Source organism: Amycolatopsis sp. lyj-90 (assembly GCF_046549035.1).
Lineage (GTDB): Bacteria > Actinomycetota > Actinomycetes > Mycobacteriales > Pseudonocardiaceae > Amycolatopsis.
Genome location: NZ_JAJPWP010000002.1, coordinates 431,277 through 457,915 on the forward strand (window position 1 = coordinate 431,277; position 26,639 = coordinate 457,915).

Sequence of the window (26,639 nt, forward strand, 5' to 3'; positions counted from 1 at the left end):
TCGAGATTTGTCAATCCAACGGGTATGGTGGGATGCCAGGTGTGAAGGGAGGGTCGTGGCGAGCGAGAAACTGACCCTGCTGATGGCCGCCCCCGCGGCGGTCGTCGATCCCGGCGACGCCGAGACGGCCGCGAAGCTGTTCAAGGCGTTGTCGGATCCCGTGCGGATCCGGCTGCTGTCACTGGTGCGGCACTCCCCCGGTGGCGAGGCGTGTTTCTGCGACCTGGCCGAAGAATTCGACATGCCCCAGCCCTCGCTCAGTCATCACCTGCGCGTGCTGGTCTCCGCCGGGATCCTCGTGCGGGAACGACGCGGGACCTGGAGCTGGTACACCGTCGTCCCCGAACCGCTCGAAATCCTGGGAACCCTGCTCCGCGCGGGCGGCCCGCTCGCCGACCGGCCCGCCCGCCTCACCGACGCGGGGTGCTGAACAACCGGTCCAGCGCCGACGGCCACCCGCCCCGTATTTCCCCAGCTGTCGGGAAGAGTTCCCCTACCTGCCGGGAAAGATCCGAACCTAGCCTTTGGGCACCGGTCGGCCATCTCGGCAACGCTCGCTGTCCCTCCCATGGACTGGGCCCGCGCCGGTGCGTTTCGTGAACCACCGCGGGTATCGGACAATGGAGGTGGCTGTGTGACTGACCAAGGAATCGGCGTACCGGCGATCGGCGCGGCGCCGGTCGGCCGATGCGGCCGTGGCCAGGCCGAGCGTTCGATGACGGGCACGGCGGCATGACCGGCGACACGAGGACCGGCGTCTTCGCGGTGCTGCGGTCCACCCCCGCCCCGGTCAGGTATCTGCTCGGCGGCATGCTGGTCAACCAGCTGGGCGCGTTCGTCCAGACGTTCTTGATCCTGTATCTGACCTTCCGGGGCACCTCGGTCGGCTTCGCCGGAGTCTGCCTCGCCGCGTACAGCGTGGGGGCGATCTTCGGCGCCATGCTCGGCGGCGAGCTGACCCACCGGTTCGGCGGCCGCGCGACGATCGTGACGGTGATGACGTGCGCGGCACCGCTCGTCGCGTCGATCCCGCTGGTCTCGGGCACGCCTCCGCTACTGCTCGCGGTGATCGCGTTGTCCGGGCTGTCGATCCAGGCCTACCGGCCGGCGGCGGCGGTGCTGCTCGCCGAGCTCATGCCGGAAGAGCACAAGGTCATGGGCTTCTCGATGATGCGCATCGCGCTGAACATGGGGGCGGCGGTGGCACCGCTGATCGCCGCCGTGGTCATCCAGGTGAACTGGGACCTGCTGTTCTGGCTGGACGGAGCGACCGCGGCGCTGTGGGCGCTGCTGGCGTTCGTGTTGCTGCCGAAGCAAACCACGACCCGGCACGACGCCGAACCCGGCGGCACGCCGGTTCCCGCCCTGAGCGCTCGCGAGGTCTACGGGAAGCTGATCCGGGACACCCGGTTCCTGTGTTACCTGGTGGCAGGCGTGTTCGGCATGATGATCTACGCCGGGTCGGTCGCGGTGCTGCCGCTGAACATCGTCGCCGCCGGCCATCCGGTCGGCCTGTACAGCACGGTCCTGGTGATCTCCTCGGTCGTGCTGATCACCTGTGAACTGAAGATCACCACCTACATCGTCCGGATCCCGAAGTACCTCGCCGGACTGTTCGGCAACCTGGTCAGCGCGGTGGCGTTCACCCTCTACGGACTGATCGCGCAGCATCCGTTCTTCGTGGTCGCCGGCGCCCTGCTGGCGGTGTCCGGGCTGATGATCCACGGACCGAGCACGGCCGCCCATCCCGCCACGTTCCCGGTCGAGGTGAGAAGCCGGTACATCGCGACGAAGGAAACGCTGTCCGGCGTGGCCGCGACCTTGGGCCCGATCCTCGGGCTGTACCTCTGGAGCGAGTTCGGCGGTCCGGCGTTCTGGGGCTTCTGCGCGGTGCTGTCCGTCATCGCCGGATCGATGCACATCTACGGCCTCAAACAGCCTCCCGTGCCGGAGCCTGTGGCCGAACCCGAGCCGGAAGTCGTGGGAGAGCGACCATGAACGAATCGAACGGCGTGCTGCTGGTCATCGGCAGCGGACTGAAGCTGTATCGCGAATACCTGGTCTCGTCCATCCACCGGTGCGCCCGCGCGGCCGGAATCGGCTTGGTGCTGCTGAACAATCTCAAACCCACCTGGCAGCACGCCTACTTCGACGAGATCGTCCACACCGACGTGTTCGACGCGGACGAGATGCTCGCCGCGGCGCGTGAGGTCGCCGGACGGCACCGGATCGTCGGCCTGATGTGCTGGGACGAGCCGGTCGTGCTCGCCGCGGGCGAACTCGCCGCCGAACTCGGGGTCCCCGGGTTGAGCGTGGACGGCGTCCGCGGTTGCCGCGACAAGAACCGCACCCGCGCCGTGCTGACCGCCGAAGGGCTGCTGCAACCGGGCTACGCCTTGACCACCGGCCTCGAAGAGGCCCGTGCGGCGGCCGCCAGGATCGGGTACCCGGTGGTGCTCAAACCGAGGGCGATGGGCGCGAGCATCGGCGTGGTGTACGCCGCCGACGAGTCCGAAGTGGACGCCGCGTTCGGTGTCGCGATGGGCGCGGCCACCGTCGACCAGAGCCGCTACGGCGGCGGCGCGATCGTGGAGGGTTACGTCTCCGGGCCGGAGATCAGCATCGACGCCGCCGTGTACAAGGGCGAGTACCTGCCGATGTTCGTGGCCCGCAAGGAAACCGGCGACCAGCCGTACTTCGAGGAGATCGGGCACGTCGTCGACGCCGGCGATCCGCTGCTGCACGACACCGTCCTGATGGACGTCCTGGCCAAGGCCCACCGCGCGCTCGGCGTGGAGGACGGCATCACCCATTCCGAGGTCCGGCTGACCGACCGCGGCCCGCTGATCATCGAGATCAACGGCCGCCTCGGCGGCGACCTGATCCCGTTCCTCGGCAGGACGGCCACCGGTCTCGACCCCGGCGAGATCCTGTTCGCCGTCGCGACCGGGCACCGGCCGGTCATCGCCCCCACCCGGGACGTGGTCGCCGGTATCCGGTTCGGCTACCCGGACCACGACTGCCTCGTCCACGGGGTCACCGTCCCGTCCGATCGGGAAACGGTGCCGGGCCTGGTCTTCGCGTCACCGATGATCGACCCGGGGACCACCCTGCGGCTGCCGCCCGGCGGCTACCTCGCCCGGCACTCGTTCGTGGTGTGCGAGGCCGAAGACCGTGAAACCTGTGCCCAGCGACTGGATACGGCCGCCGCCCTGGTGCGGGTCGACGCCGATCCGGTGGACCCACCAGAACCCGGTACCGCGTTCGAGATGCCCGCCGGGCTGCTCGACGTCGACGAACACGAGGGAGTTTCCGCATGACCATGACCGAGCCCGTCCGCACCGATGTGCCGCTGACCGGCGCGCAGATCCTCGCGAACGCGAAAGCGCTCGCGCCGATCCTGCGTGAACGGGCGGCGGAGATCGAGAAGAACCGGAGCCTGCCCGCGGACGTGGTCGAGCTGCTGCGCGACTCCGGCGCGTTCCGGATCGGCTTCACCCGCGACTGGGGCGGCCCGCACATGACCTCGATGGAGCAGACCGAGGTGATCGAAGCCCTTTCGTGGGGCGACGCGTCCGTCGGCTGGTGCGCCAAGCTCGGCTCGGACATCGGCCTGCACGCCAACTTCCTCGACCAGGACGAGGCGCGCCGGATGTTCACCAGCATCGACATGCACTCCGCGGGGGTGCTGCCGGTGACGGGGCACGCGGAGCGCGTTCCCGGCGGCTACCGGCTCACCGGCCGGTGGAGCTTCGGCAGCGGTTCGACCCACGCCGAATGGGTCGCCTCCGGCGCCATGGTGTTCGAGAACGGCGAGCCGTACGCCAGCCCGGACGGCAGCAACCCGCACGAGTCGCGCCTGTTCATGGTGCCGGGCGACCAGATCGAATCCGTCGACAACTGGTACACCCTCGGCCTGTGCGGTTCCGGCAGCAGCGACTACACGATCACCGACGTGTTCGTCCCGGAGAACCACACCCTGACCTTCGACAACCCCAAGGTCCCCAACGGACCGCACGTGCAGCCGGACGTGATCCAGCGCAGCATGTGCGGGGTGCCGCTCGGCGTGGCGAGGGCCGCGCTGGACTACGTCCGCGGTCTCACCATGGAACGGGTCGACATGCTGAAGGGCTCGCCCTGGCGGATGAGCGGCGTCGCCTGGAAGGACAACGAGCGCATCCAGATCACGCTGGCCGAATGCGAGGCCGACTACAGCACCACGCGCGCCGGGGTCTACCGGGCGCTGGAACGGCAGTGGGAGGTCACCGCCGACGGGATCGGCACGCTGGACGACCTCACGCCCGACGAGCGGGTCGCGCCTGCGCTGACCGGCTGGCAGGCGTTCCAGATGTCCAAGCGGGTCGTGCAGCGGCTCTGCGATCTGCTCGGCACCGCGGCGATCAGGTCGGGCGACCCGATGAACCGGTGGCTCCGCGACTCGATGACGATGGCCATGCACCCGACCGCGCGGGACCGGGTCACCCAGACGGTCGGCGCGCATCTGGTCGGTGCCAAGCCTTCCATGCGGTTCATGCTCGGCATCGTGGACAAGCCCAAGACCGAGTCCGAGCTCGATGCGTGAGCGACCCATCCTGATCGTCGGGTTCGTGACGCCGGTGCTGATGGCACTCACCGGCGCCGAACCCGACGGTTCGGTCATCCTCGTCGAAGAGCCGGACGTGATCCGGAAACGGGATCTGCGCGCGAGACTGGACGGGTCCCCGCTGGTCCGCGAACTGATCGGCTGGGAATACGCCAGTCCTGGTACGGCCGACGAGTTCTACGCCACCCACCGCGACCTCGACCCGGTCGCGGTGGTGCCGCTGATCGAGTACGCCACCCCGTTCGCCGCCCGGCTCGCCGAACGCTACGGCCTGCCGGGCGCGAGTCTCGGCGCCGCGCAGATCCTGCGGGACAAAGCCTTGCTGCGCAAGGTCAGCGCGGCTGCCGGGCTGGCCAATCCGGAGTGTGCCACGGTGACCGGCCCGGCGGAGGTGCTGGCGTTCATGGCCGACCATCCGGGCCCGGTGGTGCTCAAACCGGCGAACCGGCAGGCCGCGGTCGGCACGCAGATCGTCCATGACCCGGCCGAAGTCGGGCAAGCCTGGACGAGCTGTGTCGAGCAGGACGAGGGCATCTTCGTACCCGACCGGCCGATGGAACTGTCCATGCTGGTCGAGCGGTACGTGCCCGGGCCCGAGTACAGCGTCGAGATGCTCGTCCGCGGCGGACGGCGGCTGTTCGCCAACGTCACCGGCAAACAGCTCTACCCCGGCCCGCGGCCGGTGGAGCTGGCGCATATCGTCCCGGCCGACATTCCCGGCGACCTCGCCGAGACGCTGGCGGAGCAGACCGATCGCGTCGTCGCGGCCGTCGGGTTCGCCGACGGCATCCTGCACTGCGAGTGGATCGTCTCCGACGGTGTGCCGTATCTGGTGGAATGCGCCGGCCGGATCGCCGGGGACGGCATCATGGAGGTCATCGACCGCGCCTATTCGATGGAACTGCTGCGCTCGTACTTCATGATGATGCGCGGCGAGCCGCTGCCCGAGCTGCCTCGCCGCGCCACGGGCGGAGCCGCCGTCCGGTTCGTCCCGATGGAGCCGGGAGTGATCGACGCCGTGCTGGGACTCGAGGAGGCCCGTCAGGCGGAAGGCGTGTTCCTGGTGGACATCCAGGTCAAACCCGGCCACCGGTTCTCCGGGCTGCGCAGCTCGTGGGACCGGACGGGGCTGGTGATGGCCGTCGCGGACAGCCCGGCCGAAGCGTTGCGGCGCGCGGAGAAGGCCGCGGGCCTGATCCGCATCGAGGTCCGTCCGTAGCGTTGCTCTCACGCGTGAAGGCCCCCTTCCCTCAGCTGAGGGAAGGGGGCCTTCACGCGCTAGTCGCGCCTTCAGCGACGCAGCCGCCGCAGCACAGCCGCGGCGACGGTCGAGAGAGCGGCCGCGGCCGAGTACTTCAGGATGCGATGCTGGCGGGTCGCCCGGTGCAGCGCCTTGGCGTACGGGACCGTGGTGTTGGTGACCATCGCGTGCAGGGGCATCCAGCGGTGGCGAAGAACCTTCTCCAGCACGGTGTCGCAAGCGCGTTCCAGGCGGACGGCCGGCGAGCGCACGGTGTCGCGGAGCTCGGCGAAGTTGCGGTGGGACATGGTCGCCAGGGCATCGGTGTTCGGCTTGCGGCGGGAGTAGTACCTCGTCAGCGCCGACGAGGTGCTGTTCGGATGATGGGCGAGGCTCTCCGTCAGCTCCAGCGCGTCCTCGAACGCCGAGTTCATCCCCTGTGCCAGGAACGGGTAGACGGCGTGGCAGGCGTCGCCGATCAGCACCACCTTGCCCTCGTAGGTCCACGGCGCGGTGCTGACGGTGACGAGGTTGAAGGTCGGTTGCCGCAGGAACGTCTCGCCGAGGTCGGGAACCAGCGACAGGACGTCGGGGAAATACTCGCGGAACAACGATTCCACGTCCGAAGCCGTCCGCAGCGAGTCGAAGCCGTGCGTGCCGTGGAACGGGAGGACGCAGGAACAGGTGAAGGAGCCATCGCGGTTGGGGTGGGCGAACATCATGATGTCGCCGCGGGGCCAGAGGTGGAAGACGTCGTCCGCCATGCGGTGGGAGCCGTCGGCGGCCGCCGGGATGTGGAGTTCGCGCCAGCCCCATTCGAGGTAGCTCTGCGAGAACTCCGCACGCTGCTCGTGGTGCATGAACCGGCGGACGGCCGAAAACGCGCCGTCCGCGCCCACCACGACGTCCGGCTTGACCACGAGTGCCTGCCCGTTGGGGTCCACAAAGGACACCGAGGGCAGGTCACGGTCCATCCCCGTGCAGCGCGTGTCGAACACGAACCGCACGCCGGGTACCCGGCTGGCTTCCTCCACCAGCAGCGCGCTCAGGTCCTGGCGCTGGATGGCCAGGATGCCGCCCTCGCCGTACGCCGAGAACCGCAGCCCGCCGTCGATGTTGTGCAGCATCCGGCCCTGCATCGGCACCACGAGCCGCCGCACTTCCTCCGACAGTCCCAGCCGGTCCAGCGCCGCCAGGCCGCGCCGTGACAGCCCGAGATTCATCGACGTCACCGCGCTGGCGGTCTCGCGGGGGTCCGGCCGACGGTCGTACACCGTGACCGTATGCCCTTGCCTGCCCAGCGAAAGCGCCAGGAAAGCGCCGGCCATGCCGGCGCCCACGATCGCGAACTCCACTATGCACTCCCCTTGTTCACGCACTGACCTCCATGACAGCGCCGAGGATTTCCCTGGCGACGAGCGGTGCGGTGCCGAACCCGGAGCCGCCGCAGGCGGGACGGGACCACACCGACGGACGGATCCGGGTGAGAATCGGGCCACCGTCGACGGGATCGGCCGCGTAGTGGCACTCCCGCACGGCCGCGACGGCGTAGTCCGCGGCGCCGGCGAGGATCGGCTCGGCGAGCAACCGGTCGGCCCACGGTTCGCGATCCGGTTCCGTGGTGTTCGCGACCTGACGGCACACCGTGTCCGAGCTGATCTTGAGCAGGGTGCCCTCTCCGGGCGGCAGCAGCCAGGCCGTGCGGCCGCCGCCGATCCGGCCGACTCCCGGGGCCGACGCCCACCAAGCGGCCAGATCCCGCGGCGGGTGCAGGTAGATCATGGTCTGGCGGTACAACACGACGGGCTGCTCGACCAGCTCGGTGTTCCAGGGGCCCGCCGCGACCAGCACGAGATCCGCGCCCACGGCGGTGCCGTCGGCCAGGGTCACCCGATGGTCGTCGATGCCGTCGACGGCGCAGTGCGGCCGCAACGTCACCGAAGGGTGCGCGGCGAGCCATTCGGCCGCCGCGCGCAGGAACCGGTCCGCCAGCAGAACCCCGGCGCCCAAGTCGTGCACCCCGCCGGTTCCGGCGGGGAATACCACGGGCGCAAGGGTTTCCGGCGAGACGGTGACCGCCGCGAGCCCGGCCAGCGCCGCGGTGTCGAGGGCCAGCTCGAGCTCGTCCGGGGTGCCCGCGGTGACCACGCCGACCGGGCGGAAGAGCGTGGTCCGCAGCAACGACTCCAGTTCCAGCCAACGGCGGCGGGCCTCGGCCATCCGCCGCGTGCCCTCGAGATCGTCCGGGCGCAGCACCCGCAAGGCCCGGTGCTGATCGGACGACGTCGAGGCGGGGTTCGGGACGGGGCCGCGATCGAGCACGGTGACGCGGTGACCCGCGAGCGCGCACTCGATCGCGGTCACCAATCCGGTCACCCCGGCACCGACGACGGCGACCGAAGCCATCAGCCGCCCGCCCCGGCGAGCCGGGGCAATCTCTTGGGGGTGATCGTGTCCGCGTCCACCTGTCCCGGCAACGTCGTGTCGGGCAGCGCGCCCGCGGCGAGATCGATCAGGATCGGGGCGGCACAACGCAGGAAGACGTCCACCTGATGGCAGAGGTCGCCCGCGGTCTCGGTGGTCACCGAGGCGGCCAGCCGGTCCAGCCGCCCGAGTTGCTCGGCGAGGGTCGACGCCACGGCCGTCACGCTGAACCGCGGGAGCTCGTACCCGTCGGCGAACCGCTCGATCATCCGCAGCGCCGTCCGCCTGGCGTCGGCGGAAACCGTCAGCGGACCGCGGTCCACCCAGGCGTCGACCGCCGCCGCGACCCGGTTCCACGGCCCGGTCAGCCGGGTCTCGCTGACCCGGAGCAGGGCCTCGTGGGTGAAGTCGGTGCGCTGGTATTCGGGGCTGGTGGCGCAGAGATGGAAGCGGATGAGATCGCGCGGTACCTCGGCGGCCAGCTCGCGGCCGGACACCACGTGCCCGCGGCTGGTGGAGAACTTCTCGTTGGCCAGCTCGTAGAACTCGTTGGTGATGTACTGCGCGGGCAGTACGTGACCGCCAAGCGCGGTGAGCATCGCCGTGCCCACGATCGCGAACGGATACGTCGCGTCGAGGCCGAGGAAGTACACCACGGTCGAACCGGAGTCCTCCTGCCACAGCTCGTCGTCGGCGGTGAGGACCGCGCCGCGTTTTTCGGCGGCGAGGGCGGTGGTGAACATGCTCCACGGCATGCCCTCCATGTGCGGGTAGATCACCTGCCCCGGCACCTCGGGGAACGGCGCCGGGATACCCCACGACGTCGGCTGGGTGATCGGGAAGTCCGGCAGGGGCCCCGCGAGCGCGGACTCGATGAGCTGGGCCATGCCAGGACGCATCGGGGTCCGGGCGAAGTACGCCTCCAGGTCCGCGCGGTACCGCTCCACCGGGAAGACGAGGATGTCCGCCTCGCGGTACTCCAGCGGCTCGTCCGGGTGCAGCGTCGACCGCGGGCCGATCAGATCGCCGGGTGCGACCGGGAGGCCGCAGCTCTCGCAGATCCCGGCGTACCCGTCGGCCAGGCAGAACGGGCAACCGCCGGTGACGTACGCGTCCATCAGGTACTCGCCGGTGCTCGGCAGGTACGGGAACCGGACCGTCCGCAGCTCCAGCTTGCCCGTGCTGTGCAGGCGGTCGTAGAAGTCCATGACCAGCTTGGTGAACCGGTCGCCGATACAGCCGAACCCGTCGACCTCGACGCCCATGGTGGTCAGGGTCTGCCGGACCTGCTCGGCGGAACGCTCCCGCAGGTCCTCAGGCGCCACGCCGAGGCGAGCCGCGGCGGTGACGATGTAGTTCTGGGTGAAGTGCATGCCGGTGCCGTAGAGCGCTTCCGTGCCGGCCGCGCGGGCGTACCGGGTGCAGACGTCCGCGGCCAGGAACGGGCCGGCGAGATGGCCGAGGTGCAGGTCGCCGTTCGCCGTCGGTGCCGGCGAGATCACCACCAGCCGGTTCATCAGGCGGTCCTCGACTCGGCGGCGGCGCCCCGGCGGGCGAGCAGATCGCTGACGATGTCACGGGACCGGTGGGCCAGCACGCTGATCAGCGAGTCGGCGATACCGTGCGTGGCCTCGTTGATGCCCTGCAGATACACCGCGCCCCAGGCGGAATCGCCGAGATCGACCCGGTAGCAGCGGCTGACCGTGACCTCGGACAGGCCGACGCGGTCGGCCAGGTCGCGGACCATCGCGGGCATCCGCTGGTCGAAGCCGGTACCGAGGAGCACCAGGTCGCACTGCAGCGCCTCGACCTTGCCGCTGGTCCGGTCCCGCAGATCGAGGACGACCTCGTCGTCTTCGATCCTGGCGCCGACCACTTCGGTCAGGGTCCGCACCTCCGACCGCTGCTGACCGATGCCGCGCTGCTGGTAGAGCGTGGTGTAGATGTGGTCGAGGAACGGCGGGGCCGCGCCGGCGTAGTTGGTCAGGCGCATCTCCTCGAGCACCTGCTGGCGGATCTCGGGCGGGCTGTCGTAGAAGCGGTCGACGAACGACGGGAAGAACAGCTCGTTGACGAACTTGCTGGTCTGGTAGTTCTGCGGGCCGATGGACCGCACGATCATGGTCCGGGTGCTGTTGGGCAGATTGTCGTGCAGGGCCATGAACATCTCGGCCGCGCTCTGGGCCCCGCCCACCACGACGGCGCGCAGCGGCGCGTCCGCGGGCAGCTCCGCGATCCGGCGCCGGTACTGGGCGCTGTGGATGAGACGGTCGGGCGGCAGGTCGGCGAAGACGTCCGGCACGTGCGTGTCACGGCCGCCGCCCACGACCAGGTCGCGGCAGCGGATGGTGTCCCCGTCGGTGAGCGTGGCGATCCAGCCGGTGATCGACCCGTCGGCGCCACGCGCGGGCTCGATGCTCTGCACCTTCGCGTCGTACCGGATCCGGACCTGGTCCAGCGACTTCGCGACCCACTGCAGGTAGTCGGAGAACTCCCAGCGGAACGGGTGGAAGGTGCCGAGGTTGACGAACTCGTCGAGCCGCTTCTGGTCGTGCAGGAAGTTGAGGAACGAGAACTTGCTGCGCGGATTGCGCAGGGTCACCAGATCCTTGAGGAAGGAGACCTGACTGCGCGCCCACGGCATCAGCAAGTCGCGTTGCCACTTGATGTCCGGACTCTGCTCCAGCAGCAGCGTCTGCTCGGCCAGTTCCGGATTCCCGGACTCCTCGATGGCCACCGCGAGCGCCAGGTTCGCAGGCCCCGCACCGATCGCCAGCAAACCCACCTGTATTTCAGTCACAGATACACCCCGTTCGTCCAGAATAGGATGCCGACACTAAGCAGCGGCATTTCCCCGACGATAGGGATGACTTTCCCGAGGTCCGGGGAATCTCATCGGGGCCTCCCCGGGGTTTCCCGATGGCCGGGAAGATCTCCCCTTTCCCGGGGAAATGCGGGCGACTAGCCTCCGCGACGCTTTTCTCCGTTACCACGACGGCATAATTGCCGCCAGGCACCACGAGGCGATCTTACGGGCCAGGCCGTCCGCCTCTTCGTGCTCGCGATACGGTGAGGCACGGTGCCGTCACCAGGACACGGACGAACGCGATCACCCTGTCTGCCGCTTCTTCCCTGTTGATCGGACGCCTGGATCCGGCCGGAAAATTGATTGCGATCAATTGCCCATAACAGTCATATAGATCCGTTCGATACTTACTACATAGACTCCTCTCGCGGCCGGCAGCCCCATCCCCGCCACGGTCGAGCGCATCTTCATCGCAGTTCACTGAACGGAGCCGATCAGGCAGGCTCAGTAGCGGCAGGTAGGGGGAAAGATGAATCACCACGCCAGTATCGGCAACACCGCTCGTTTGTGGCCGGTCGAACATCAAGACCGGCGGCGCACCGCGAGCCTGTTGCCCAACCACACCATGTCCGAGGAGAGCAGCGGCCCCGCTTGGGTGACCGTTCTGCTCGCCGACAGCCAGCCGGCGATTCGCTACGGGGTCAGGTCCGCGCTCGAAGACGTCGGCGGCATCGCCGTCGTCGGTGAGGCGGCGACGGCGAACGCGACCATCTCGGAAACGTTCCGGCACCAGCCGGACGTGCTGGTCATCGATCCGCAGCTGGGCGAGTTCTCGACCGTCGACGTCATCAGCCGGGTGGCGCGGATCGCGCCGGAGACCAGGGTCCTGGTCCTGAGCTCGGCCGACGACGACTCCGCGATCAGGTCGGCGCTGCACGCCGGAGCGCGCGGATACCTGATCAAGAGCTCCGATCTGGACCAGGTCGTCCGCGGCGTGCAGGTCGTCGCGGCGGGCGAGGCGATCGTCGGGAAGGCGATCGCCTGCCGGTTCGGCGCGCTGATGCGGTCGGCGACCGGTCCGGACCCCTACCCGTTCCCGCAGCTGACGACCAGGGAGCGGGAAGTACTCGACCGCATCGCCGCGGGCAAGGCCAACTCGGCCATCGCGCGCGAGCTCGCACTCGCGCCGAAGACCATCAGCAATCGCGTTTCCGTCGTCTTCGGCAAACTCGGCGTAGCCGATCGCGCACAGGCGATAGTGCTGGCGCGGGACGCCGGTCTCGGCCGCGGCTGATTCACCGGCAATCGGGAATAGTTCCCCTGTTGCCGGGAAGCGGGCCAAATATAGCCTCGGTCAGCACCGAACGTCCGACATGAAAAGCACGCCGATCGGAGTGGGATGTGACTGACCAAGACCAAGCTGTCGTGGACATCCGCAGGCTGGAACACGAGAACCTGACGCGGGCCTACGGATTGGACATGAAGCTGCTTTATCCGTGGAACGGTATGACGGCACCGTTTCGAGGAGCTTGGTGCGTGCTGCGTCCTGGTGACGTATCGGTTGCCCACGCTCATCACGAGCACGAGATCTTCATCGGAATGACCGGGAGCGCCGAGGTGGTCACCGGTGAAAAGCGGCACAAGTTCACCGCGGGTGACCTCGTATTCCTGAAACCGGAGATCGAGCACTACCTCGTCAACGACAATGACGAGGACTTCGCCTACTACGCGATCTGGTGGGACCGCGCGATGTCCGACGAGTTCATCACCCACGAGATCGACCGGGCCGAGTCCCATGATTAATTACGACGGGCGGAAATTCCGCAAAGAAGGTGCCGAGGCGGTCGCCGAATACCGCCAAGAGGGCGACGTCGTCTGGGCCGAGTTCGCCGGGGGCGAGGTACGGCGGGGATCGATCGCCGGCACCCGCCGGGAGAACGGGGCCCTCCACCTGGGGTACACGCTGGTGCTCGCCACCGGCGAGGTGATCTGCGGGCACACGGTGAACACGCCGGAGGTGGCCGAGGACGGTCATCTCCGGCTGCGTGAGGTGTGGGAACGCTACGGCCCGCACGCCGCCACCGGCGTCTCCTACCTCGACGAGGTGAGCTAGTGTCCCGCAGCCCAGACGACGCGGACTGGCGACTCCTCGAACGCACCGTGGCAGGCCGTGTCCGCCGTCCCGGGGAAACCGGGTTCCGCGAGGCCAGCACGCCGTTCAACAAGAGATTCGCCGGCATCACCCCCGCCGGTGTCGTGTCCGTGGAGAACACCGCGGACGTGCGAAAAGCCATCGAGTGGGCACGTGACGCCGGTGTCGACGTCGTCGCACGGTGCGGCGGGCACAGCTACGCGGGACATTCGGTCAACACCGGTCTCGTCATCGACCTCAGCGCGATGAACACCGTGTCCGCCGACGGATCGACCGGGCTCGTGACCGCCGCGGGCGGCGCGCGGATGGCGGACGTCTACGCCGCCATCCAGCCCCACGAGATGGCGTTCGCGCTGGGCAACGGCGCTACGGTCGGCATCGCGGGCCTCACCCTCGGGGGCGGCTGCGGTGCCACGTCGCGCGTACTCGGGCTCACCGCGGACGCGCTCGTGGCGACCACGCTGGTGACCGCGGACGGGCAAGTGCTGCATTGCGACGCGAAAGAGAACTCGGACCTTTTCTGGGCCTGCCGCGGTGGCGGCGGCGGGAACTTCGGCGTCAACGTGTCCTTCACCTTCCAGGCGAGGCCGGTGACCGACTGCGCCAGCTACCTGGTGCTGTGGGATCGCGCGGACGCGCCGAAGGTCGTGTCGGTCCTGCAAGAGATCGTGCGGCGGTCACCGGACGAGTTCGCGGCCAGGATCGGCGTCAGCACGGTCGGCGGGTCGAAGTCCGTCGTGTCGGCCATCGGGCAGTATCTCGGCCCCGCCAAGGAGTTGCGGGAGATCCTCGACCCCGTCCTGTCCGTCGCCCAGCCGATCCGCATGGACATCGAGGACCGGACCTTCTGGCAGGCCAAGGACGATCTGCTGCACGAGACCGCCGAGGGCGCGTTCGCGGCGCGGACCAACATCGTCACCGAACCGCTTCCCGACGAGGCGATCGCCACGATGCTCTCGTTCGTCGACCGCTGGCCCGGCAGCGGCAACCCGGACGGCGGTGGCGCGGCCCTGTTCTCGTGGGGTGGCGCGATCAACCGGATGGGCGCGACGGACACCGCTTTCGCCCACCGGAACGCGATGTTCCTGTTGTCCATGGACACCTCGTGGGCCGAGAACGACGAGCCCGCCGTGGTCGACGCCAACCTTCACTGGCTGAAGGACCTGGCGGAGGCGTTGTCGCCGTACGTGTCCGACGGCGCTTTCCAGAACTTCATCGACCCGGATCTCGCGGACTGGCGCGACGCCTACTACGGCGTCAACTACCCGCGACTGAAGGACATCAAGAACCGGGTCGACCCTGACGGCGTCTTCACCTTCGCACAAAGCATCGGATCATGATCGGCGACAACAAGGTTCTCATCTGGACGGCGGCCGAGGTCGAAAGCGGCGCCCTGCCGGCGGAACATCTACCGTATGTCCGGGAAATCCTTTCCTGGGCGGGACGTTACCTGGTGTCCCCCCACCCGGAACTGGGCCGGAACGGCCCGGTATGCCCCTACACCCAGCCATCACTCCACAAAGGACTCTTCCATCTGGCCGCCCTGACCGCCACCAACGGCGAGACGGACGTCCACGACGCGATCGAGAGCCTGCGCTCGTGGCACGAGCGGCTGTCGGCCAGGATTTCGCCCACGGAACGGGAGTTGCTGACGATCCTCCTGGTGCTGCCGCAACTGGACTACCAGGACCCGACGGTGCTGGACGACCTGCAGCGCGAAGCGAAGGACAAGTTCGTCAACGACGGCCTGATGATCGGGCAGTTCCACCCGGTCTGCGACCAGCCCGGCCTGTGGAACGAGAAGTTCAAGGCGCTGCGCGCGCCGGTACCGTTGCTGGCCATCCGCAAACTGGTCGTCTTCGACCTGCCGTTCCTGATGGACAGCACGGTGCACGCCGAAAGCTACTTCCGGCGTTTCGCCCCGGACATCCCGCCCCGCATCCGCGACCAGCTGGTCAAGCGGCTGGCAGGCAACGAAAAATCCTTGCAGACGGCCTGAGCACTTCGGGAGAACACAGATGCGGCACTATCTCATGGTCAGACCGGCGTACTTCGATGTCGAGTACTCGATCAACCCGTGGATGGATCCCGGCAAACCCACCGACACCGAACTCGCGATCACCCAGTGGGAATGGCTGCGGGACCTCTACGTCGAACTGGGCCACCGGGTGGATCTGCTCGATCCGGTGCCGGGTCTGCCGGACATGGTGTACGCGGCGAACGGCGCCACGGTGGTGAACGGGCGGGCGCTGGTCGCGCGCTTCCACCACCGGCAACGCCGCCAGGAATCCGAGTCCTACCTGAACTGGTTCACCGAAAACGGCTACCGCGAGGTGCGGCAGGCGCGGTGGCACAACGAAGGGGAAGGCGACTTCCTGATCGCGGGTTCCCGGATCCTGGCGGGTTCGGGTTTCCGGTCCGACCCCCGGGCGCACGAAGAGAGCGAGGAGTTCTTCGGCGTACCGGTGGTGGGGCTGACCCTGACCGACCCGCGCTACTACCACCTCGACACCGCGCTGACCGTGCTGAACGACGACATGGTCATGTACTTCCCGGAGGCCTTCACCGAGGAAAGCCGGCGACGGATCGAAGAGCTGTACCCGGACGCCGTCATCGCGTCGGCCGCCGACGCCGCGGCGTTCGGCCTGAACGCGGTGTCCGACGGGCGGCACGTCATCCTGCCGCAGTCAGCCACGGGGCTGATCGCCCAGCTACGGGAACGGGGTTTCGACCCGATCGGCGCCGATCTGTCGGAGCTGCTCAAGGGCGGCGGCAGCGTCAAGTGCTGCACGCTGGAACTGCGTCACGCCTGAGGAGGCTGCCCGTCGGCGCGCTGCAGTCGTTCGATGGTCTCGTCGATCCAGTCGACCCAGGTCTGCGCCATCATCTCACCGGCGCGGCGGACCGAATCCCAGATCAGGGGATCGAGTTCGGTCCCTTCGGTGCGGGCGGCGGCCGCGGTGATCTCCTGGGGAAGCTCGTCGGCGAGCCTGTCACGATCCTTGACGTGGAGGTCGCGCATCACCCGGAGCTGGGTCACCGTGTCCTCTGTCGAGCGGGACCCGGAAAAGAAGAAGCGGACCAGGAACGGCACCCGGATCGGATCCCGTTCGGTGACCAGTTCGCCGAGCCAGGCGTCGAAGGCCCGCCGTCCGGCGTCGGTGGCCGAATACACCCGTCGGTCCGGCTTGCCCTGCTGTGGCTCCACTTCGGACACCGCGAGCCCGCTGTCCTCGAGCTGGCTCAGTGTCCGGTAGATCTGGCTGAGCTGGGCGGGCCACACGAAGTTGATACTGGTGCGGATCGCGGTGGCCAGGTCGTAGCCGGTCATGGGTTGCCGCAGCAGAAAGCCCAGCAGGGCGAATCTGAGCATCGGGCTCCTTCCGGCGGCGACCGGAAGAGTACCAACCGGATCAGGCCCGGTCCGCGTGCCGGGCGAACCAGGCTTCGAGCAACTCGGTGACCCGCCGGGGTTCTTCGCGGTGGGGCCAATGCCTCGTGTCGAGCCAGTGCAGCTCGGACTCGTCGCACCGGGCGGCACTCGGTTCGGCGAGGAGTTTGCCGAGCGCGCCGTCCCGGCGGCCCCAGATGATCTGGGTCGGCACCCGGACCGACAGGTCGGCGTCGGAAGGCGGCAGCGTCCGGAACAGCGCGCGGTACCAGAACAGTGGCCGATGGATCGTGCCCGGATGGCGCCAGACGGCGCGGTGCCGGTCCACGTCGGCCTCGCTCAGGTTGGCGCCGCGTTTGAGCATCGCCGCGAGAACCGCGCCGCCGCGGGCACCGAGGACCGTCTCGGCGAGGCCGGGGATCTGGAACGCCAGCATGTACCAGCTCCGCAGCAACTGGGAGGGCCGCCGGGTCAGCGTGCGGGCGAACACCTGCGGATGCGGACAGTTGACGATGGTCAGCGACCGGAGCAGATCGGGCCGTTCGATCGCCACCGCCCAGGCCACCGCCCCGCCCCAGTCGTGGCCGACCAGATGCACCGGCGCCGCCTTCTGCCGTTCGATGAGGAGCACGATGTCCTTGACCAGTTCGGGCATCCGGTAGTCGGCGACCGTGGCGGGCTTGGACGACAGGCCGTAGCCGCGCTGATCCGGCGCGATCACCCGGTACCCCCGCTCGGCGAGTGCGGTCATCTGCGGCTCGAAAGTGAACCAAAGGTCGGGCCAGCCATGGAGGAACAACGCCGCCGGACCGGTTTCGGGACCATCGGTCTCGACGTGGAGCAGGACGTCGTCGACGTCCACGAACTGCGGCTGGAACATGGGAGCTCCTCGCTCGGTTCAGGCGACTCCGAGTACGGCTGCGACGGTAGCGGACAACGGGCCCGGATCGCGGTCCCGCAAGGGGCGCAGCACCCGGCGGGCGATCCGCGGGGCGCCGAGCGAAGACACCGGGCGGTGGAGATTGAGCACGTCGTTGAACGCCGCCGCCACTTCGGGATCCAGCGCCGCCGCTCGTTCCAGCCGGTTGCGGTAACCCTCGCCGAACCGCGCCGTCCAGGGCGATCGGACACCTTCGGCGTGGCATCCGTGGCGGAGGTCCTCCCCGACGGCGAGGCGCCAGGCGTCGGCGGAGGTCGCGGCCATGGCCCGTGCGGCGCGGCGCTCGAACCCCGGCCGTGGTGCGCCGCCCTCGGCGGTGAGCACCCGGCCGAGCGCGGCCGCCGAGAGGGCGGCCACGCTCATTCCCTGGCCGTAGATCGGATTCGCCGCGCAGGCGGCGTCGCCGAGCGCGAGGACACCGGCCGGCATCTCGCGCATCCGGTCGTAGTGGCGCCGGGTGTTGCTGCGGACGCGAAAGGTGCGGATCGGTCCGACGGGTGTCGACCTGCGGAGCGCTTCGGCCACCACCGGCGCTGTCAGCCGATCGGCGAAGGCGCGCAGTTCCGGCAATCCCGTGGGGACCGGCTCGCTCCGCCCGACCGAGCCGAACGAGATGTGCAGCCTGCCGTGTTCGACGCGCAGCACCACACCGCCGACCGGCGAGGCGGATTCCCCGCCGCCACCGAGGATGACCAGCCACTCGGGATCGAAGGACGGGTCGGGTTCGGTGACCACGCTGACGTACCGGACGTCGGAATGGACGACCGACACCGGCGGAGGCCGGTACCCGATCCGTTCGAGCCACTCCGGCAGCCGGGACCCGCGGCCGGACGCGTCGACGACCAGATCGGCGCCGAGCTCGTCGTCGACCGTCCGGATCCCGGTGACGCGGCGGCGGGTCCGGTCGGTCAGCAGCCCGACGGCGAGCGCCCGGTCCCGGACCACGACGTTCGGCAAGGCCCGCACGCGCTCCCGGATCGCGTGTTCGAGCAGGATCCGGCTGGCGCCGAAACCACCGCTCCACCAGGCGGGGATCCGGATGGTCGTCCCGCCGCGGACCAGGAAGACCGACCGATCCCCCATCGCCGGATCGCCCGAGCCCGGGGTGAGCGCGCCGGCCTCGGCCAACTCCGCGGACAGGCCGGGAAACAGCCCGACCAGTACCCGGCGACCGGATCCCAGCAGGCCGTGCGCGTGCCGCGACTGGGGAACGAACCGCCGGTGGTCCGGCCGGTCCGGAAGCTCGTCACGTTCGATCACGACCACTTCGTCGTAGTGGCCGGACAGAACCCGGGCGGTCACGAGACCGGCGACGCCCGCACCGAGTACCACTGCTCGACCTCGACCAGCATAGGACATCATTCATATATAACTTGTTGAGTATGAGGCGTCAACCGCGAACGCGCGCCAGCGCCGCACGCGCGACGGCGTACAACAGGAGCGCGCCGGGGAGGATGGCCACCAGCGACAGGAGGAAGGTCTTGAACCGCTGACCGCCGACCGATTCGTCGGACTCGCCGCGGGCGATCCCGTCCACCACGGCGATGCAAGTGCTCCGATCCGGGTCGCAGATGTCCGCGTCGAGGTTGAAGGAGATCCCGAACCAGATCAGGGCCGCGCCCGCCGCCGCCCCGATGATCATTCCGAGAACCGCGAAAGTGGTCGCGACACGGTTCTTGCGGCCTAGCGAGCCGAGTGCGGCGGCCGCGCGAGTCCTGACCAACCCGCCGATGATCAGGGCGAGGAAGACCGTGCCGGGAACCGCCACGATGGTCCACAGCCAGTCCCCGATCGAAGCGGACACGGCCACCGCCGCCGGCGTCACCAGCATGACGCCCACCAGAACGCCGATCGCCAGGTCGTCTTTCCACGTCGTGCGCTTCTTCGGCACCCGATCTTCCCCCGTCATACCAACAGCCTCGGGGACTCGACGGCCGGACATGACCTGATTTGTACCTGCGGGCAAGGCATCCTCATCGAGGAATGAACGCTGCCCGCTGGTAGCATTCATCCGACGTTGAGTGATCGTCTGATTACCAGTGGGGTTTGCCGTGGGCCAGGACAAGGGAAATGTCGACCTTCCTTCGAACAGGATCGACACGACCGTGCCCAGCGTGGCGCGCGCCTATGACGCGGCCCTCGGCGGCAAGGACAATTACGAGGTCGACAGGCAGCTGCTCGCGCAGCTGAACCAGGCCGTGCCCGAGGTCAACATCATCGCGGTCAGCAATCGCGCCTTCCTGACCCGCGCGGTCCGTTTCCTCGCGGGCAAGGCCGGGATCGACCAGTTCCTCGACTGCGGCTCCGGCCTGCCCACCGCGGAGAACACCCACCAGGTCGCGCAGCGGATCAATCCCGACGCGCAGGTCGTGTACGTCGACAACGATCCCGTGGTGCTCGCGCACGGCCGCGCGCTGCTCGAAGAGAACGACAGGACCCGGCTCATCGGGGCCAACATCTTCGCACCCGACGAGGTCCTGAAGAACGACGTCGTCACCACCACGATCGACTTCGACCGCCCGCTGGCCCTGATGCACGTGGCCACGCTGCACCACCACAGCGCCGACGAAGGAATGCCGCCGGCGCAGGTGCTGCAGACCTACATCGACGCGATTCCCTCCGGGTCCTACGTGGTGTTCTCGCATTTCTTCGACCCGGAGAACGAGCACAGTCCCATCGCCCACCGGGTGCAGGCCATCCTGAACCAGAGCATCAGCCGCGGCTTCTTCCGGACTCGCACCGAGATCGAGGAAATGCTCGACGGCCTCGAACTCATGGACCCCGGCATCGTGGTCAACGACGCGTGGTGGCCCACCGGCCCCCGCGCGGAACCGATGCCGGCGGCCGGAAACTGCATCGTCGCCGCCGTCGGGCGCAAGCCCTGAGCGGATCCGCTCAGGTGCGGATGATCCTCCGTTCCGTGGCGACGGCTACCGCACCGGCACGGCTGTCGACACCGAGTTTGTCGTAGATGTGGACCAGGTGCGTTTTCACCGTCGCTTCGGAAATGAACAAGCGCGCCGCGATCTGCCGATTGATCAAACCTTCCGCCAGCAGCCCCACGATCTCGGTCTCCCGAGGACTGAGTGCGGCTGTCGGTGCGCGCATGTGCCCGAAGAGCCGGGCCGCGACCTGGGGCGCCAGCACGGTCTCGCCGCGCGCCGCCGCGTGGATGCCGCGGAAGAGGTCCTCGGGCGGTCCCGCCTTGAGCAGGTAGCCGGTGGCGCCGGCGGCGACCGCCCTGGTGATGTCCAGTTCGGCGTCGTACGTGGTGAGCACCAGTACCTTCGGGGCATCCGGGAGGGCGGTCAGGCGCTCGGTGGCGTTCACGCCGTCGGGGCCGTCGCCGAGTTGCAGGTCCATCAGCACGACGTCGGGCTTCCGGTCCGCGGCGAACAGGACGGCCTCGTCGGCGCCGGTGCATTCGCCGATCACGTCGATGTCGGGTTCTCCGGCGAGCAGCGCGGCGATCCCCGCCCGCACCACCGGATGGTCGTCGACGACCAGCACCCGGACGGTCATCGGACCTCCCTGGTGGGCACGGTGACCGCGAGCGCGGTGCCCTCTCCCGGCGCGCTCTCGACGACCATCTCACCACCGAGTTCGGCGAGCCGCTCGCCGATCATCCGCAGACCGTGGCCCCGGTCGCCGCTCGCGCGCGCCGAGGCCGGATCGAAGCCGACACCGTCGTCTCGGACGTCGAGAACGACCCTGTCGGCCAAGTAGGTCAGCGTGACGGCGGCTTCGCTCGCCCCGGCGTGATCGCTCACGTTCGCCAGCGCGCTCTGAGCGATCCGAAGCAGGCTCGCCTCCACCTCCGAGGACAACGGATACGGGGTCCCGCTCGTCTCGAAGCGCACCACGTGCATGGCGGCGAAACCGACCTGCTCCACCAGGTCCTCCAAGGTGGCCGCGAGATCGGCGCTGTCGAGCCGCGGGGATCCCAAGCCCGACACGAACCGGCGCGCCTCGGCGAGGTTGTCGCCCGCCGCGTCGACCGCGCGGGACACGTGTCCTTTGGCCAGCTCCAGATCCGTGTCCCACGATCTCTGCGCCGCCTGCAGCAGCATCCGCATACTCGACAATCCCTGGGCGAGGACGTCGTGGATCTCCCGCGCCAGCCGCTCCCGCTCCTGCACCATCCCAGCCAGGCGCTGGCTCTGCGCGAGCTCGACCCTGGCGCGGAGCAGATCCTTGACGAGGTCGCCCAGCTCCACCCGGTCGCGGTCGAGTTGCAGGAACGTCATCGTGGCCATCAGCGCGACGGCGACCGGCGCGAGCACGATGCTCGGATCGAACCCGCTCGCGATCCGCAGCTGGGCGAGGATGGTCGCGACGGTCAGCACCGCGACCACCACGACCACGGTCCGCGAGCGCAGCACCTGGAGACAGACGAAGAACAACGGCACGGCGCACCAGGCGAAGCTCGGCGCCGCCACCACCAGCGCGAGCCAGACGACGATCACCACGGTCAGCCAGACCGGGCGTAACCGGCCGAGCGCGGACCAGCTCAGCACTCCCGCCGCGTACACCAGCGCGAGCGTGCCGGTGAGCACGAGGATCAGCGGCGTGGCCCCGCTCAGCCCGTGCCCCGCGACGAACCGCGCGACCGACGCGGCCAGCAACAGGAAGAACCCGGTGTGCATGGCGGCGTTCAGCCTGGTGGCCGCCCCGATATGCGACCTCATTCCGGTCCTCCCTCCGTCGCAGATGATCGTAAGCAGGAAGGGGGGTTCCGCCGCATCAATCGTTCGGTTGATGCCCGCACCGACCGGACGACGCCCGATCAAGCTCCACATTCCCGATTCGCCCACGTCCGCCGGACAGGAGAGTCGTAGGAGTACGAACACCCCCACGGCAAAGGAAATCCGATGAACGCCAAGCTCCCCCGCACCCGCCTCGTCCTGGGTATGACGGCCGGTCTCGCGACCGTCGCACTCGCCACCGGTCTCGGCGCGGCACAGGCGCAGGACCGGAAGCCGCAGCCGCCCGCGCCGCAGGCCGTGGTGCAGACCGGCGTGCTCGGCGTCGACGCCGCCACCCGCGCCGCGCAGGCCGCGCTGGACGCCGCCGAGAAGGAGGGGCAGCGGGTCACCGTGGCCGTGCTGGACCGGTCCGGCGCGGTGCGCGTCCTGCTCAAGGGCGACGGCGCCGGACCGCAGACCGAGGAGTCCGCCAAGCGCAAGGCCTTCACCGCGGTCTCCTTCGGGCAGCCGACGTCCGCGCTGGCCAAGAACGCCCAGGGCGACGGGCCGACCATCCGCGACATCCCCGGGACCCTTTTCCTCGCCGGCGGTGTGCCGGTCGCCGCCAACGGCGGTCCGATCGCCGGGATCGGGGTCGGCGGCGCGCCCAGCGGCGACCTCGACGAGCGGTTCGCCACGGCGGGCTTGCGCGCCATCGGGGAACTCCGCTGATGATCGGCGGGCGGGCGATCACGGCGCTGCTCGCCGCCGCCGCGCTCGGTGCCTGCTCCGCGCAGGCACCGAGCGCTCCACCACCCCCGCCCACGCAGTCCCAGCCACCCCGCCAAGGAGCCCCCGTGCAGCAACTCTTCGAAGCCGACGTGAACCTCGTCAGGCAGGCCGTCGAAGCGGGCGCCGACCTGGAGACGCGGGACGATCGAGGCCGGACCCCACTGCTCGTCGCCGTCACCGAGAACCGGGTCGAGGTCGCCGGCGTCCTCGTCGAGGCGGGCGCCGACCCGAACGCGCTCGACGGGCGGCATGACACGCCCTGGCTGGTCACCGGGGTCACCGGGAACGTGGCGATGGCGAAGCTGCTTCTCGGGAGCAAGCCCGATCTGACCATCACCAACCGGTTCGGCGGCGTCTCGCTGATCCCCGCCTCCGAACGCGGGCACGTCGAGTACGTGCGGTTGGTGGCGACCAGCGGGATCGACGTCGACCACGTGAACGACCTGGGCTGGACCGCGTTGCTGGAGGCGGTCATCCTCGGCGACGGCGGACCGCGCCACCAGGAGGTCGTCCGGGCGCTCGCCGCCGCCGGCGCGGACGTGAACCTCGCCGACAAGGACGGCGTCACTCCCCTCGCCCACGCCCGGGCCAAAGGCCAAACGACGGTCGCCCAGATCCTCAAGGAGGCCGCCGCACACTGACCCGCCTATTTTCTATTATGCCAATTGACACAAGCTGCCGCCGCTGGCTACGTTCTAGCCGTGGATCAAGCACGAGGACGGGGCAGGCCGCGGAAAGACCCTGCGACGCTGGCCCGCTGGACACCTCCCGAGGGCTGGTCGCGACTGGTCGCCTGGATTTCACCGGAAGAGAAGAAGGCGCTGAAGCACGTGGCGGTCGAAGCCGACGTCCCCGTCGCGGAGCTGATACGTGCCCTCGCCGGCGGACTGGCCGCCGGCGCCATCTCGGCCGAGGAACTCATCGGGCACGTCGTGAAAGGGAAGACCGTCATGGAAAAGATCCCCACGCTTTTCGAGCGCGATGAGCGCTTCCACGTCATCGACAGACCCCGCGCCGAATGCGCGTGGGTGTTCGACGGCGCCGGGGTGGGCACCGAGAAACTGGACGGCACCAACATCCGGCTGACCGTGCGCTCGGGCCGGCTGGTCCGGGTCGAAAAGCGACGCAACCCGAGCAAGGAGCAGAAACAGCAGGGCATCGTGGACGGCTGGTACGTCGACACCGACAGCGAATCCGCCGACGACAAGTGGATCCTCGCGGCAGCCGGGAATACCGACGTGTCCGACTGGCCGGACGGGGAACACCCCAGCGAGGCACTCGGCCCCCGTATCCAAGGCAATCCCCTGGGGCTCGAGGACCACCGGTGCATCCCTTTCAATTTCCAGGCGCCGCCCCTCCCCGAGACACCGCGCAGCTACCACGAACTCCGGGACTTCCTCGCCACCCTGGACAGCCGGTTCTCACCCGGACACCCCGCCGAAGGCATCGTCTTCCACCATCCGGACGGGCGCCGGGCCAAGATCAAACGCAAGGACTTCCCCCGCGCGGCGACGGCGTAAACGAGGGGAAGGGCAAACGTGTCATGTTTCGCGGCCGGGTCGCACCGGGGCGGATCTGGACTGGCCGACGAGAGCCGACCGCACCCTGACTATCCACAGAGGACAGTTTCGGGCGAATAAACGCCTGCCTGAGCCCAAATGCACGGTTGCGACGGAGGTCGCGAGTGGCAATGCGGGTTGGAGCGGACCGGTATTTGCTTACCTACGCGTGACCGTGGCACCCCCGCAACCTCGCGGACGGCGGTCGAGCGGGGAGGATTTGAGACGTTCAACGTCTTAAATCTTCCCCACTCGCCCACATCGGCATCCAGAACCCTCTTTGCCACTCACGAGCCCGTCGCGAAGCACGCAAAGCATCCAGACCGGGCAACTACACCGTGAAATGAGTCCCTTAAGGACAGTCCCTGGCTCAGTACCCATTCACTCGCACCCCGTTCGAGTGCGCGAGGGGTGTCATGACGAGCTTTACCTGCGCGCTCCCCAGGTCGACCTCGAGGGACGCCACCTCGTCGAGCGCGTACCCGTTGACCCGCCAGCAATGGATGGCCGCGGCCCCCACCACCACGTCAGGGTGGTCGACCCGGACACTGGGCCCATCCCGCCACTTCAGGGTGCTGCCTTCCGGAAAGGCGTACCCCACGAGCCCTACACCGGGATAGCGCGCGAAGATACTTGCCGCCCATTTCTCACCGACCGCCGGGGAGACCGGATCCACGTGCACGATCACTTCGCTGTTTTCCCGCACCAGTCGATCGGTCTCACCCTCGGTTGTGACCTGGAGATAGTCTTCGCTGAGATCGGCGAAACGCTCGGCTGCGATTCGCGGAAAACACTGGACGGCGACCGTCGGGCCGCTTCCGGGATCGTCGACCTTCGCCAGCACCATCCAAGCCGTGAGCGGACGACCAGGGGGTACCTCGGGGTCGCCCACCGGGACTACGCGAGGCGCCCTTCGCGGAACAGGCCTCCCCGCGGCTCGCAAGATGCCGTTTCGCAAAATCTCCCAGGAACGGCCCTGTTCCTGGAACATCGCCTCGGCCACCGCGGTCACCTCGGCCGGATCGGGAGGAGCCAGGTTGCGCTCGATCTGCGGCAGCAGGCCCTGCCCGAGGTCGAGGTACGCACTTCCGCCGCTGAGCAGCGCCGGCGGCGAAACAGGATCGAGCTCCGCTCGGCCGTCGGCGACCAACAGGTAAGGTCGCCCGAGTGCGGCTCCGTAGTAGGTCACGGATCCGTGATCACCGAGCAGGAGGTCCGCGGCGATGATGCCCGCCTCCCACGGCGTGTGCGGAGGAACGTACATCAATCCGCTGTCGCAGTAATCCTGCAAATAGAGTTTGACCTCACCCGCCGAGTGACCCGCCCACACGTTCGGATGCAGAATGACCAGCAGGCGGTATTCGTGGACGGGAAGCTGAGCGAGCAGCTTGGGAATCAGGTCTTCACGGGTGCCCAACGTCCCGTACCGTCCCCAAGTCGAGCTCACCACCACGAGTTTCTGAGTCTCGGTCACGTTCAGTTGCCGCCGGAAACGGCTCCGCAGGACCTCGGAATCCGCGATCCGGTCGAAGACCGGGTCTCCCAGCACGACCGCGCGTTCCGCCGCCTCCGGCACGCTTTCGCTCAGCCTGTCGATCTGCTCGGCGTGGGACACGTAGATGAGATCGGGGATCACCTCGCCGTCGTGCGTCAGCTGGCTGCGGACCAGACCGGTCGCCACGGTGTCGGACCCGGTGGAGCCGGGCACCAACCTGTTGTAACCGGCGCCGTGGGGGCAAACGACGAGGTAGCCGCGCAGACTGGCCAGCTGCCACGACGCGTGAGCGGCCAGGATCACGTCGAAGCTGGACTCGGTCGCTTCTTGCCAAGCCAGAACCTCGTAGCCACGACTCTCGATGTGGCGGGACAGCCCTTGATCGAAAACCGATCCGGGTTCGATGGTGAAGCGGATTTCAGGTACGTCCTCACGCAGCACCTGCAAAAGGCTGAGCAACCGATCCAGCGTCGCTCCGTTGCGCACGACGAGCAACAGGCGGTAGGGCGGCTTCCTCGTCAGACGGTCGACGGTGCCACGTCCTTGATCACC

25 protein-coding genes and 1 pseudogene are annotated in these 26,639 nt (G+C 68.7%); 15 read left to right on the plus strand and 11 right to left on the minus strand.

Translation table 11 applies throughout. The features are described 5' to 3' along the window. The first annotated feature begins 55 nt into the window (after positions 1–55). The 5 genes from ACLJPX_RS07680 (at position 56) to ACLJPX_RS07700 (ending at position 5,822) form a co-directional block, all read left to right on the plus strand. The gene (locus ACLJPX_RS07680; RefSeq protein WP_410599407.1) at positions 56–430 is read left to right on the plus strand and encodes an ArsR/SmtB family transcription factor; all 375 of its coding nucleotides are present in this window, start codon (positions 56–58) and stop codon (positions 428–430) included. 302 nt (positions 431–732) lie between these two features. Next, the gene (locus ACLJPX_RS07685; protein WP_410599408.1) at positions 733–1,998 is read left to right on the plus strand and encodes an MFS transporter; all 1,266 of its coding nucleotides are present in this window, start codon (positions 733–735) and stop codon (positions 1,996–1,998) included. After that, on the plus strand, positions 1,995–3,320 hold the full coding sequence (locus tag ACLJPX_RS07690; RefSeq protein ID WP_101609037.1) for an ATP-grasp domain-containing protein: 1,326 nt from the start codon (positions 1,995–1,997) through the stop codon (positions 3,318–3,320). Before ACLJPX_RS07685 ends, ACLJPX_RS07690 begins: the two co-directional genes overlap by 4 nt. Then, positions 3,317–4,582, plus strand: coding sequence for an acyl-CoA dehydrogenase family protein (locus ACLJPX_RS07695; RefSeq protein WP_410599409.1), 1,266 nt, complete (start codon positions 3,317–3,319; stop codon positions 4,580–4,582). Before ACLJPX_RS07690 ends, ACLJPX_RS07695 begins: the two co-directional genes overlap by 4 nt. Next, positions 4,575–5,822 carry an ATP-grasp domain-containing protein gene (locus ACLJPX_RS07700; RefSeq protein WP_410599410.1) on the plus strand — a complete coding sequence of 416 codons (1,248 nt, stop codon included), beginning with the start codon at positions 4,575–4,577 and terminating at the stop codon, positions 5,820–5,822. The genes ACLJPX_RS07695 and ACLJPX_RS07700 overlap by 8 nt, the downstream gene beginning before the upstream one ends. Positions 5,823–5,893: 71 nt before the next feature. Here the strand turns inward: ACLJPX_RS07700 and ACLJPX_RS07705 are convergent, their stop codons facing one another. Genes ACLJPX_RS07705 through ACLJPX_RS07720 form a run of 4 tightly spaced genes read right to left on the minus strand, consistent with a single transcriptional unit; the run spans position 5,894 to position 11,067 of the window. After that, positions 5,894–7,198, minus strand: coding sequence for an FAD-dependent oxidoreductase (locus tag ACLJPX_RS07705; RefSeq protein ID WP_410599411.1), 1,305 nt, complete (start codon positions 7,196–7,198; stop codon positions 5,894–5,896). A gap of 16 nt (positions 7,199–7,214) precedes the next feature. Further along, a complete protein-coding gene (locus ACLJPX_RS07710; RefSeq protein ID WP_410599412.1) occupies positions 7,215–8,249 on the minus strand; it encodes an NAD(P)/FAD-dependent oxidoreductase in 1,035 nt (344 codons plus the stop codon). Further along, positions 8,249–9,784, minus strand: coding sequence for a class I tRNA ligase family protein (locus ACLJPX_RS07715; RefSeq protein ID WP_410599413.1), 1,536 nt, complete (start codon positions 9,782–9,784; stop codon positions 8,249–8,251). The genes ACLJPX_RS07710 and ACLJPX_RS07715 overlap by 1 nt, the downstream gene beginning before the upstream one ends. Continuing rightward, positions 9,784–11,067 (minus strand): SidA/IucD/PvdA family monooxygenase, encoded by a 1,284-nt coding sequence (locus ACLJPX_RS07720; protein ID WP_410599414.1) that lies wholly within the window; start codon positions 11,065–11,067, stop codon positions 9,784–9,786. The genes ACLJPX_RS07715 and ACLJPX_RS07720 overlap by 1 nt, the downstream gene beginning before the upstream one ends. Before the next feature lie 535 nt (positions 11,068–11,602). On the opposite strand from ACLJPX_RS07720, the gene ACLJPX_RS07725 reads away from it, so the two are divergent. The 6 genes and pseudogenes from ACLJPX_RS07725 to ddaH form a co-directional block, all read left to right on the plus strand. Next, positions 11,603–12,367 (plus strand): response regulator, encoded by a 765-nt coding sequence (locus tag ACLJPX_RS07725; RefSeq protein ID WP_410599415.1) that lies wholly within the window; start codon positions 11,603–11,605, stop codon positions 12,365–12,367. Between the two features lie 131 nt (positions 12,368–12,498). Next, positions 12,499–12,876 carry a cupin domain-containing protein gene (locus ACLJPX_RS07730; RefSeq protein WP_101609045.1) on the plus strand — a complete coding sequence of 126 codons (378 nt, stop codon included), beginning with the start codon at positions 12,499–12,501 and terminating at the stop codon, positions 12,874–12,876. Next, complete coding sequence (locus ACLJPX_RS07735; protein WP_410599416.1) at positions 12,869–13,186, plus strand: hypothetical protein; 318 nt, start codon at positions 12,869–12,871, stop codon at positions 13,184–13,186. The genes ACLJPX_RS07730 and ACLJPX_RS07735 overlap by 8 nt, the downstream gene beginning before the upstream one ends. Then, a complete protein-coding gene (locus ACLJPX_RS07740; RefSeq protein WP_410599417.1) occupies positions 13,186–14,565 on the plus strand; it encodes an FAD-binding oxidoreductase in 1,380 nt (459 codons plus the stop codon). The genes ACLJPX_RS07735 and ACLJPX_RS07740 overlap by 1 nt, the downstream gene beginning before the upstream one ends. Continuing rightward, the gene (locus ACLJPX_RS07745) at positions 14,562–15,224 is read left to right on the plus strand and encodes a DUF6875 domain-containing protein (RefSeq protein WP_101609048.1); all 663 of its coding nucleotides are present in this window, start codon (positions 14,562–14,564) and stop codon (positions 15,222–15,224) included. Before ACLJPX_RS07740 ends, ACLJPX_RS07745 begins: the two co-directional genes overlap by 4 nt. Before the next feature lie 13 nt (positions 15,225–15,237). Beyond that, positions 15,238–16,038 (plus strand): annotated as a pseudogene (gene ddaH, locus ACLJPX_RS07750) (dimethylargininase); the annotation flags it as partial. On the opposite strand, the gene ACLJPX_RS07755 reads toward ddaH, so the two are convergent. Genes ACLJPX_RS07755 through ACLJPX_RS07770 form a run of 4 tightly spaced genes read right to left on the minus strand, consistent with a single transcriptional unit; the run spans position 16,029 to position 19,465 of the window. Beyond that, positions 16,029–16,598: a PadR family transcriptional regulator gene (locus ACLJPX_RS07755; protein ID WP_410599418.1), complete on the minus strand. Its 570-nt coding sequence runs from the start codon at positions 16,596–16,598 to the stop codon at positions 16,029–16,031. The pseudogene ddaH and the gene ACLJPX_RS07755 overlap by 10 nt on opposite strands. 40 nt (positions 16,599–16,638) lie before the next feature. Next, positions 16,639–17,496 carry an alpha/beta fold hydrolase gene (locus ACLJPX_RS07760; RefSeq protein ID WP_410599419.1) on the minus strand — a complete coding sequence of 286 codons (858 nt, stop codon included), beginning with the start codon at positions 17,494–17,496 and terminating at the stop codon, positions 16,639–16,641. Positions 17,497–17,514: 18 nt separating this feature from the next. After that, on the minus strand, positions 17,515–18,888 hold the full coding sequence (locus ACLJPX_RS07765) for an NAD(P)/FAD-dependent oxidoreductase (RefSeq protein WP_410599420.1): 1,374 nt from the start codon (positions 18,886–18,888) through the stop codon (positions 17,515–17,517). A gap of 58 nt (positions 18,889–18,946) precedes the next feature. Further along, on the minus strand, positions 18,947–19,465 hold the full coding sequence (locus tag ACLJPX_RS07770; protein ID WP_410599421.1) for a hypothetical protein: 519 nt from the start codon (positions 19,463–19,465) through the stop codon (positions 18,947–18,949). 142 nt (positions 19,466–19,607) lie between these two features. On the opposite strand from ACLJPX_RS07770, the gene ACLJPX_RS07775 reads away from it, so the two are divergent. After that, on the plus strand, positions 19,608–20,441 hold the full coding sequence (locus tag ACLJPX_RS07775) for an SAM-dependent methyltransferase (protein WP_410599422.1): 834 nt from the start codon (positions 19,608–19,610) through the stop codon (positions 20,439–20,441). A gap of 10 nt (positions 20,442–20,451) precedes the next feature. Here ACLJPX_RS07775 and ACLJPX_RS07780 read toward each other — a convergent pair whose 3' ends face one another. Both ACLJPX_RS07780 and ACLJPX_RS07785 read right to left on the minus strand, forming a co-directional pair. Then, on the minus strand, positions 20,452–21,078 hold the full coding sequence (locus tag ACLJPX_RS07780) for a response regulator (protein ID WP_101609055.1): 627 nt from the start codon (positions 21,076–21,078) through the stop codon (positions 20,452–20,454). Continuing rightward, entirely contained in the window at positions 21,075–22,244 is a 1,170-nt protein-coding gene (locus ACLJPX_RS07785; protein ID WP_410599423.1) for a sensor histidine kinase, read from the minus strand. Before ACLJPX_RS07785 ends, ACLJPX_RS07780 begins: the two co-directional genes overlap by 4 nt. A gap of 183 nt (positions 22,245–22,427) precedes the next feature. Between ACLJPX_RS07785 and ACLJPX_RS07790 the strand changes: the two genes are divergently transcribed. The 3 genes from ACLJPX_RS07790 to ACLJPX_RS07800 are packed head-to-tail and all read left to right on the plus strand — an operon-like array spanning position 22,428 to position 24,553. Then, the gene (locus tag ACLJPX_RS07790; protein ID WP_410599424.1) at positions 22,428–22,973 is read left to right on the plus strand and encodes a GlcG/HbpS family heme-binding protein; all 546 of its coding nucleotides are present in this window, start codon (positions 22,428–22,430) and stop codon (positions 22,971–22,973) included. After that, complete coding sequence (locus ACLJPX_RS07795; RefSeq protein WP_410599425.1) at positions 22,973–23,674, plus strand: ankyrin repeat domain-containing protein; 702 nt, start codon at positions 22,973–22,975, stop codon at positions 23,672–23,674. The genes ACLJPX_RS07790 and ACLJPX_RS07795 overlap by 1 nt, the downstream gene beginning before the upstream one ends. Positions 23,675–23,734: 60 nt before the next feature. Then, positions 23,735–24,553: a hypothetical protein gene (locus ACLJPX_RS07800; protein WP_410599426.1), complete on the plus strand. Its 819-nt coding sequence runs from the start codon at positions 23,735–23,737 to the stop codon at positions 24,551–24,553. Positions 24,554–24,962: 409 nt separating this feature from the next. Here the strand turns inward: ACLJPX_RS07800 and ACLJPX_RS07805 are convergent, their stop codons facing one another. Next, a complete protein-coding gene (locus tag ACLJPX_RS07805; protein WP_410599427.1) occupies positions 24,963–26,582 on the minus strand; it encodes a hypothetical protein in 1,620 nt (539 codons plus the stop codon). Between the last annotated feature and the right edge of the window lie 57 nt (positions 26,583–26,639).

Bases quoted from the DNA above. Each gene is read 5' to 3' on its own strand.
- ACLJPX_RS07695 (WP_410599409.1), top strand. From the start codon at position 3,317: ATGACCATGACCGAGCCCGTCCGCACCGATGTGCCGCTGACCGGCGCG.
- ACLJPX_RS07735 (WP_410599416.1), top strand. From the start codon at position 12,869: ATGATTAATTACGACGGGCGGAAATTCCGCAAAGAAGGTGCCGAGGCG.
- ACLJPX_RS07710 (WP_410599412.1), bottom strand. From the start codon at position 8,249: ATGGCTTCGGTCGCCGTCGTCGGTGCCGGGGTGACCGGATTGGTGACC.
- ACLJPX_RS07770 (WP_410599421.1), bottom strand. From the start codon at position 19,465: ATGACGGGGGAAGATCGGGTGCCGAAGAAGCGCACGACGTGGAAAGAC.
- ACLJPX_RS07715 (WP_410599413.1), bottom strand. From the start codon at position 9,784: ATGAACCGGCTGGTGGTGATCTCGCCGGCACCGACGGCGAACGGCGAC.
- ACLJPX_RS07785 (WP_410599423.1), bottom strand. From the start codon at position 22,244: ATGAGGTCGCATATCGGGGCGGCCACCAGGCTGAACGCCGCCATGCAC.
- ACLJPX_RS07755 (WP_410599418.1), bottom strand. From the start codon at position 16,598: ATGCTCAGATTCGCCCTGCTGGGCTTTCTGCTGCGGCAACCCATGACC.
- ACLJPX_RS07745 (WP_101609048.1), top strand. From the start codon at position 14,562: ATGATCGGCGACAACAAGGTTCTCATCTGGACGGCGGCCGAGGTCGAA.
- ACLJPX_RS07795 (WP_410599425.1), top strand. From the start codon at position 22,973: ATGATCGGCGGGCGGGCGATCACGGCGCTGCTCGCCGCCGCCGCGCTC.
- ACLJPX_RS07685 (WP_410599408.1), top strand. From the start codon at position 733: ATGACCGGCGACACGAGGACCGGCGTCTTCGCGGTGCTGCGGTCCACC.
- ACLJPX_RS07690 (WP_101609037.1), top strand. From the start codon at position 1,995: ATGAACGAATCGAACGGCGTGCTGCTGGTCATCGGCAGCGGACTGAAG.
- ACLJPX_RS07760 (WP_410599419.1), bottom strand. From the start codon at position 17,496: ATGTTCCAGCCGCAGTTCGTGGACGTCGACGACGTCCTGCTCCACGTC.
- ACLJPX_RS07700 (WP_410599410.1), top strand. From the start codon at position 4,575: ATGCGTGAGCGACCCATCCTGATCGTCGGGTTCGTGACGCCGGTGCTG.
- ACLJPX_RS07780 (WP_101609055.1), bottom strand. From the start codon at position 21,078: ATGACCGTCCGGGTGCTGGTCGTCGACGACCATCCGGTGGTGCGGGCG.
- ACLJPX_RS07725 (WP_410599415.1), top strand. From the start codon at position 11,603: ATGAATCACCACGCCAGTATCGGCAACACCGCTCGTTTGTGGCCGGTC.
- ACLJPX_RS07790 (WP_410599424.1), top strand. From the start codon at position 22,428: ATGAACGCCAAGCTCCCCCGCACCCGCCTCGTCCTGGGTATGACGGCC.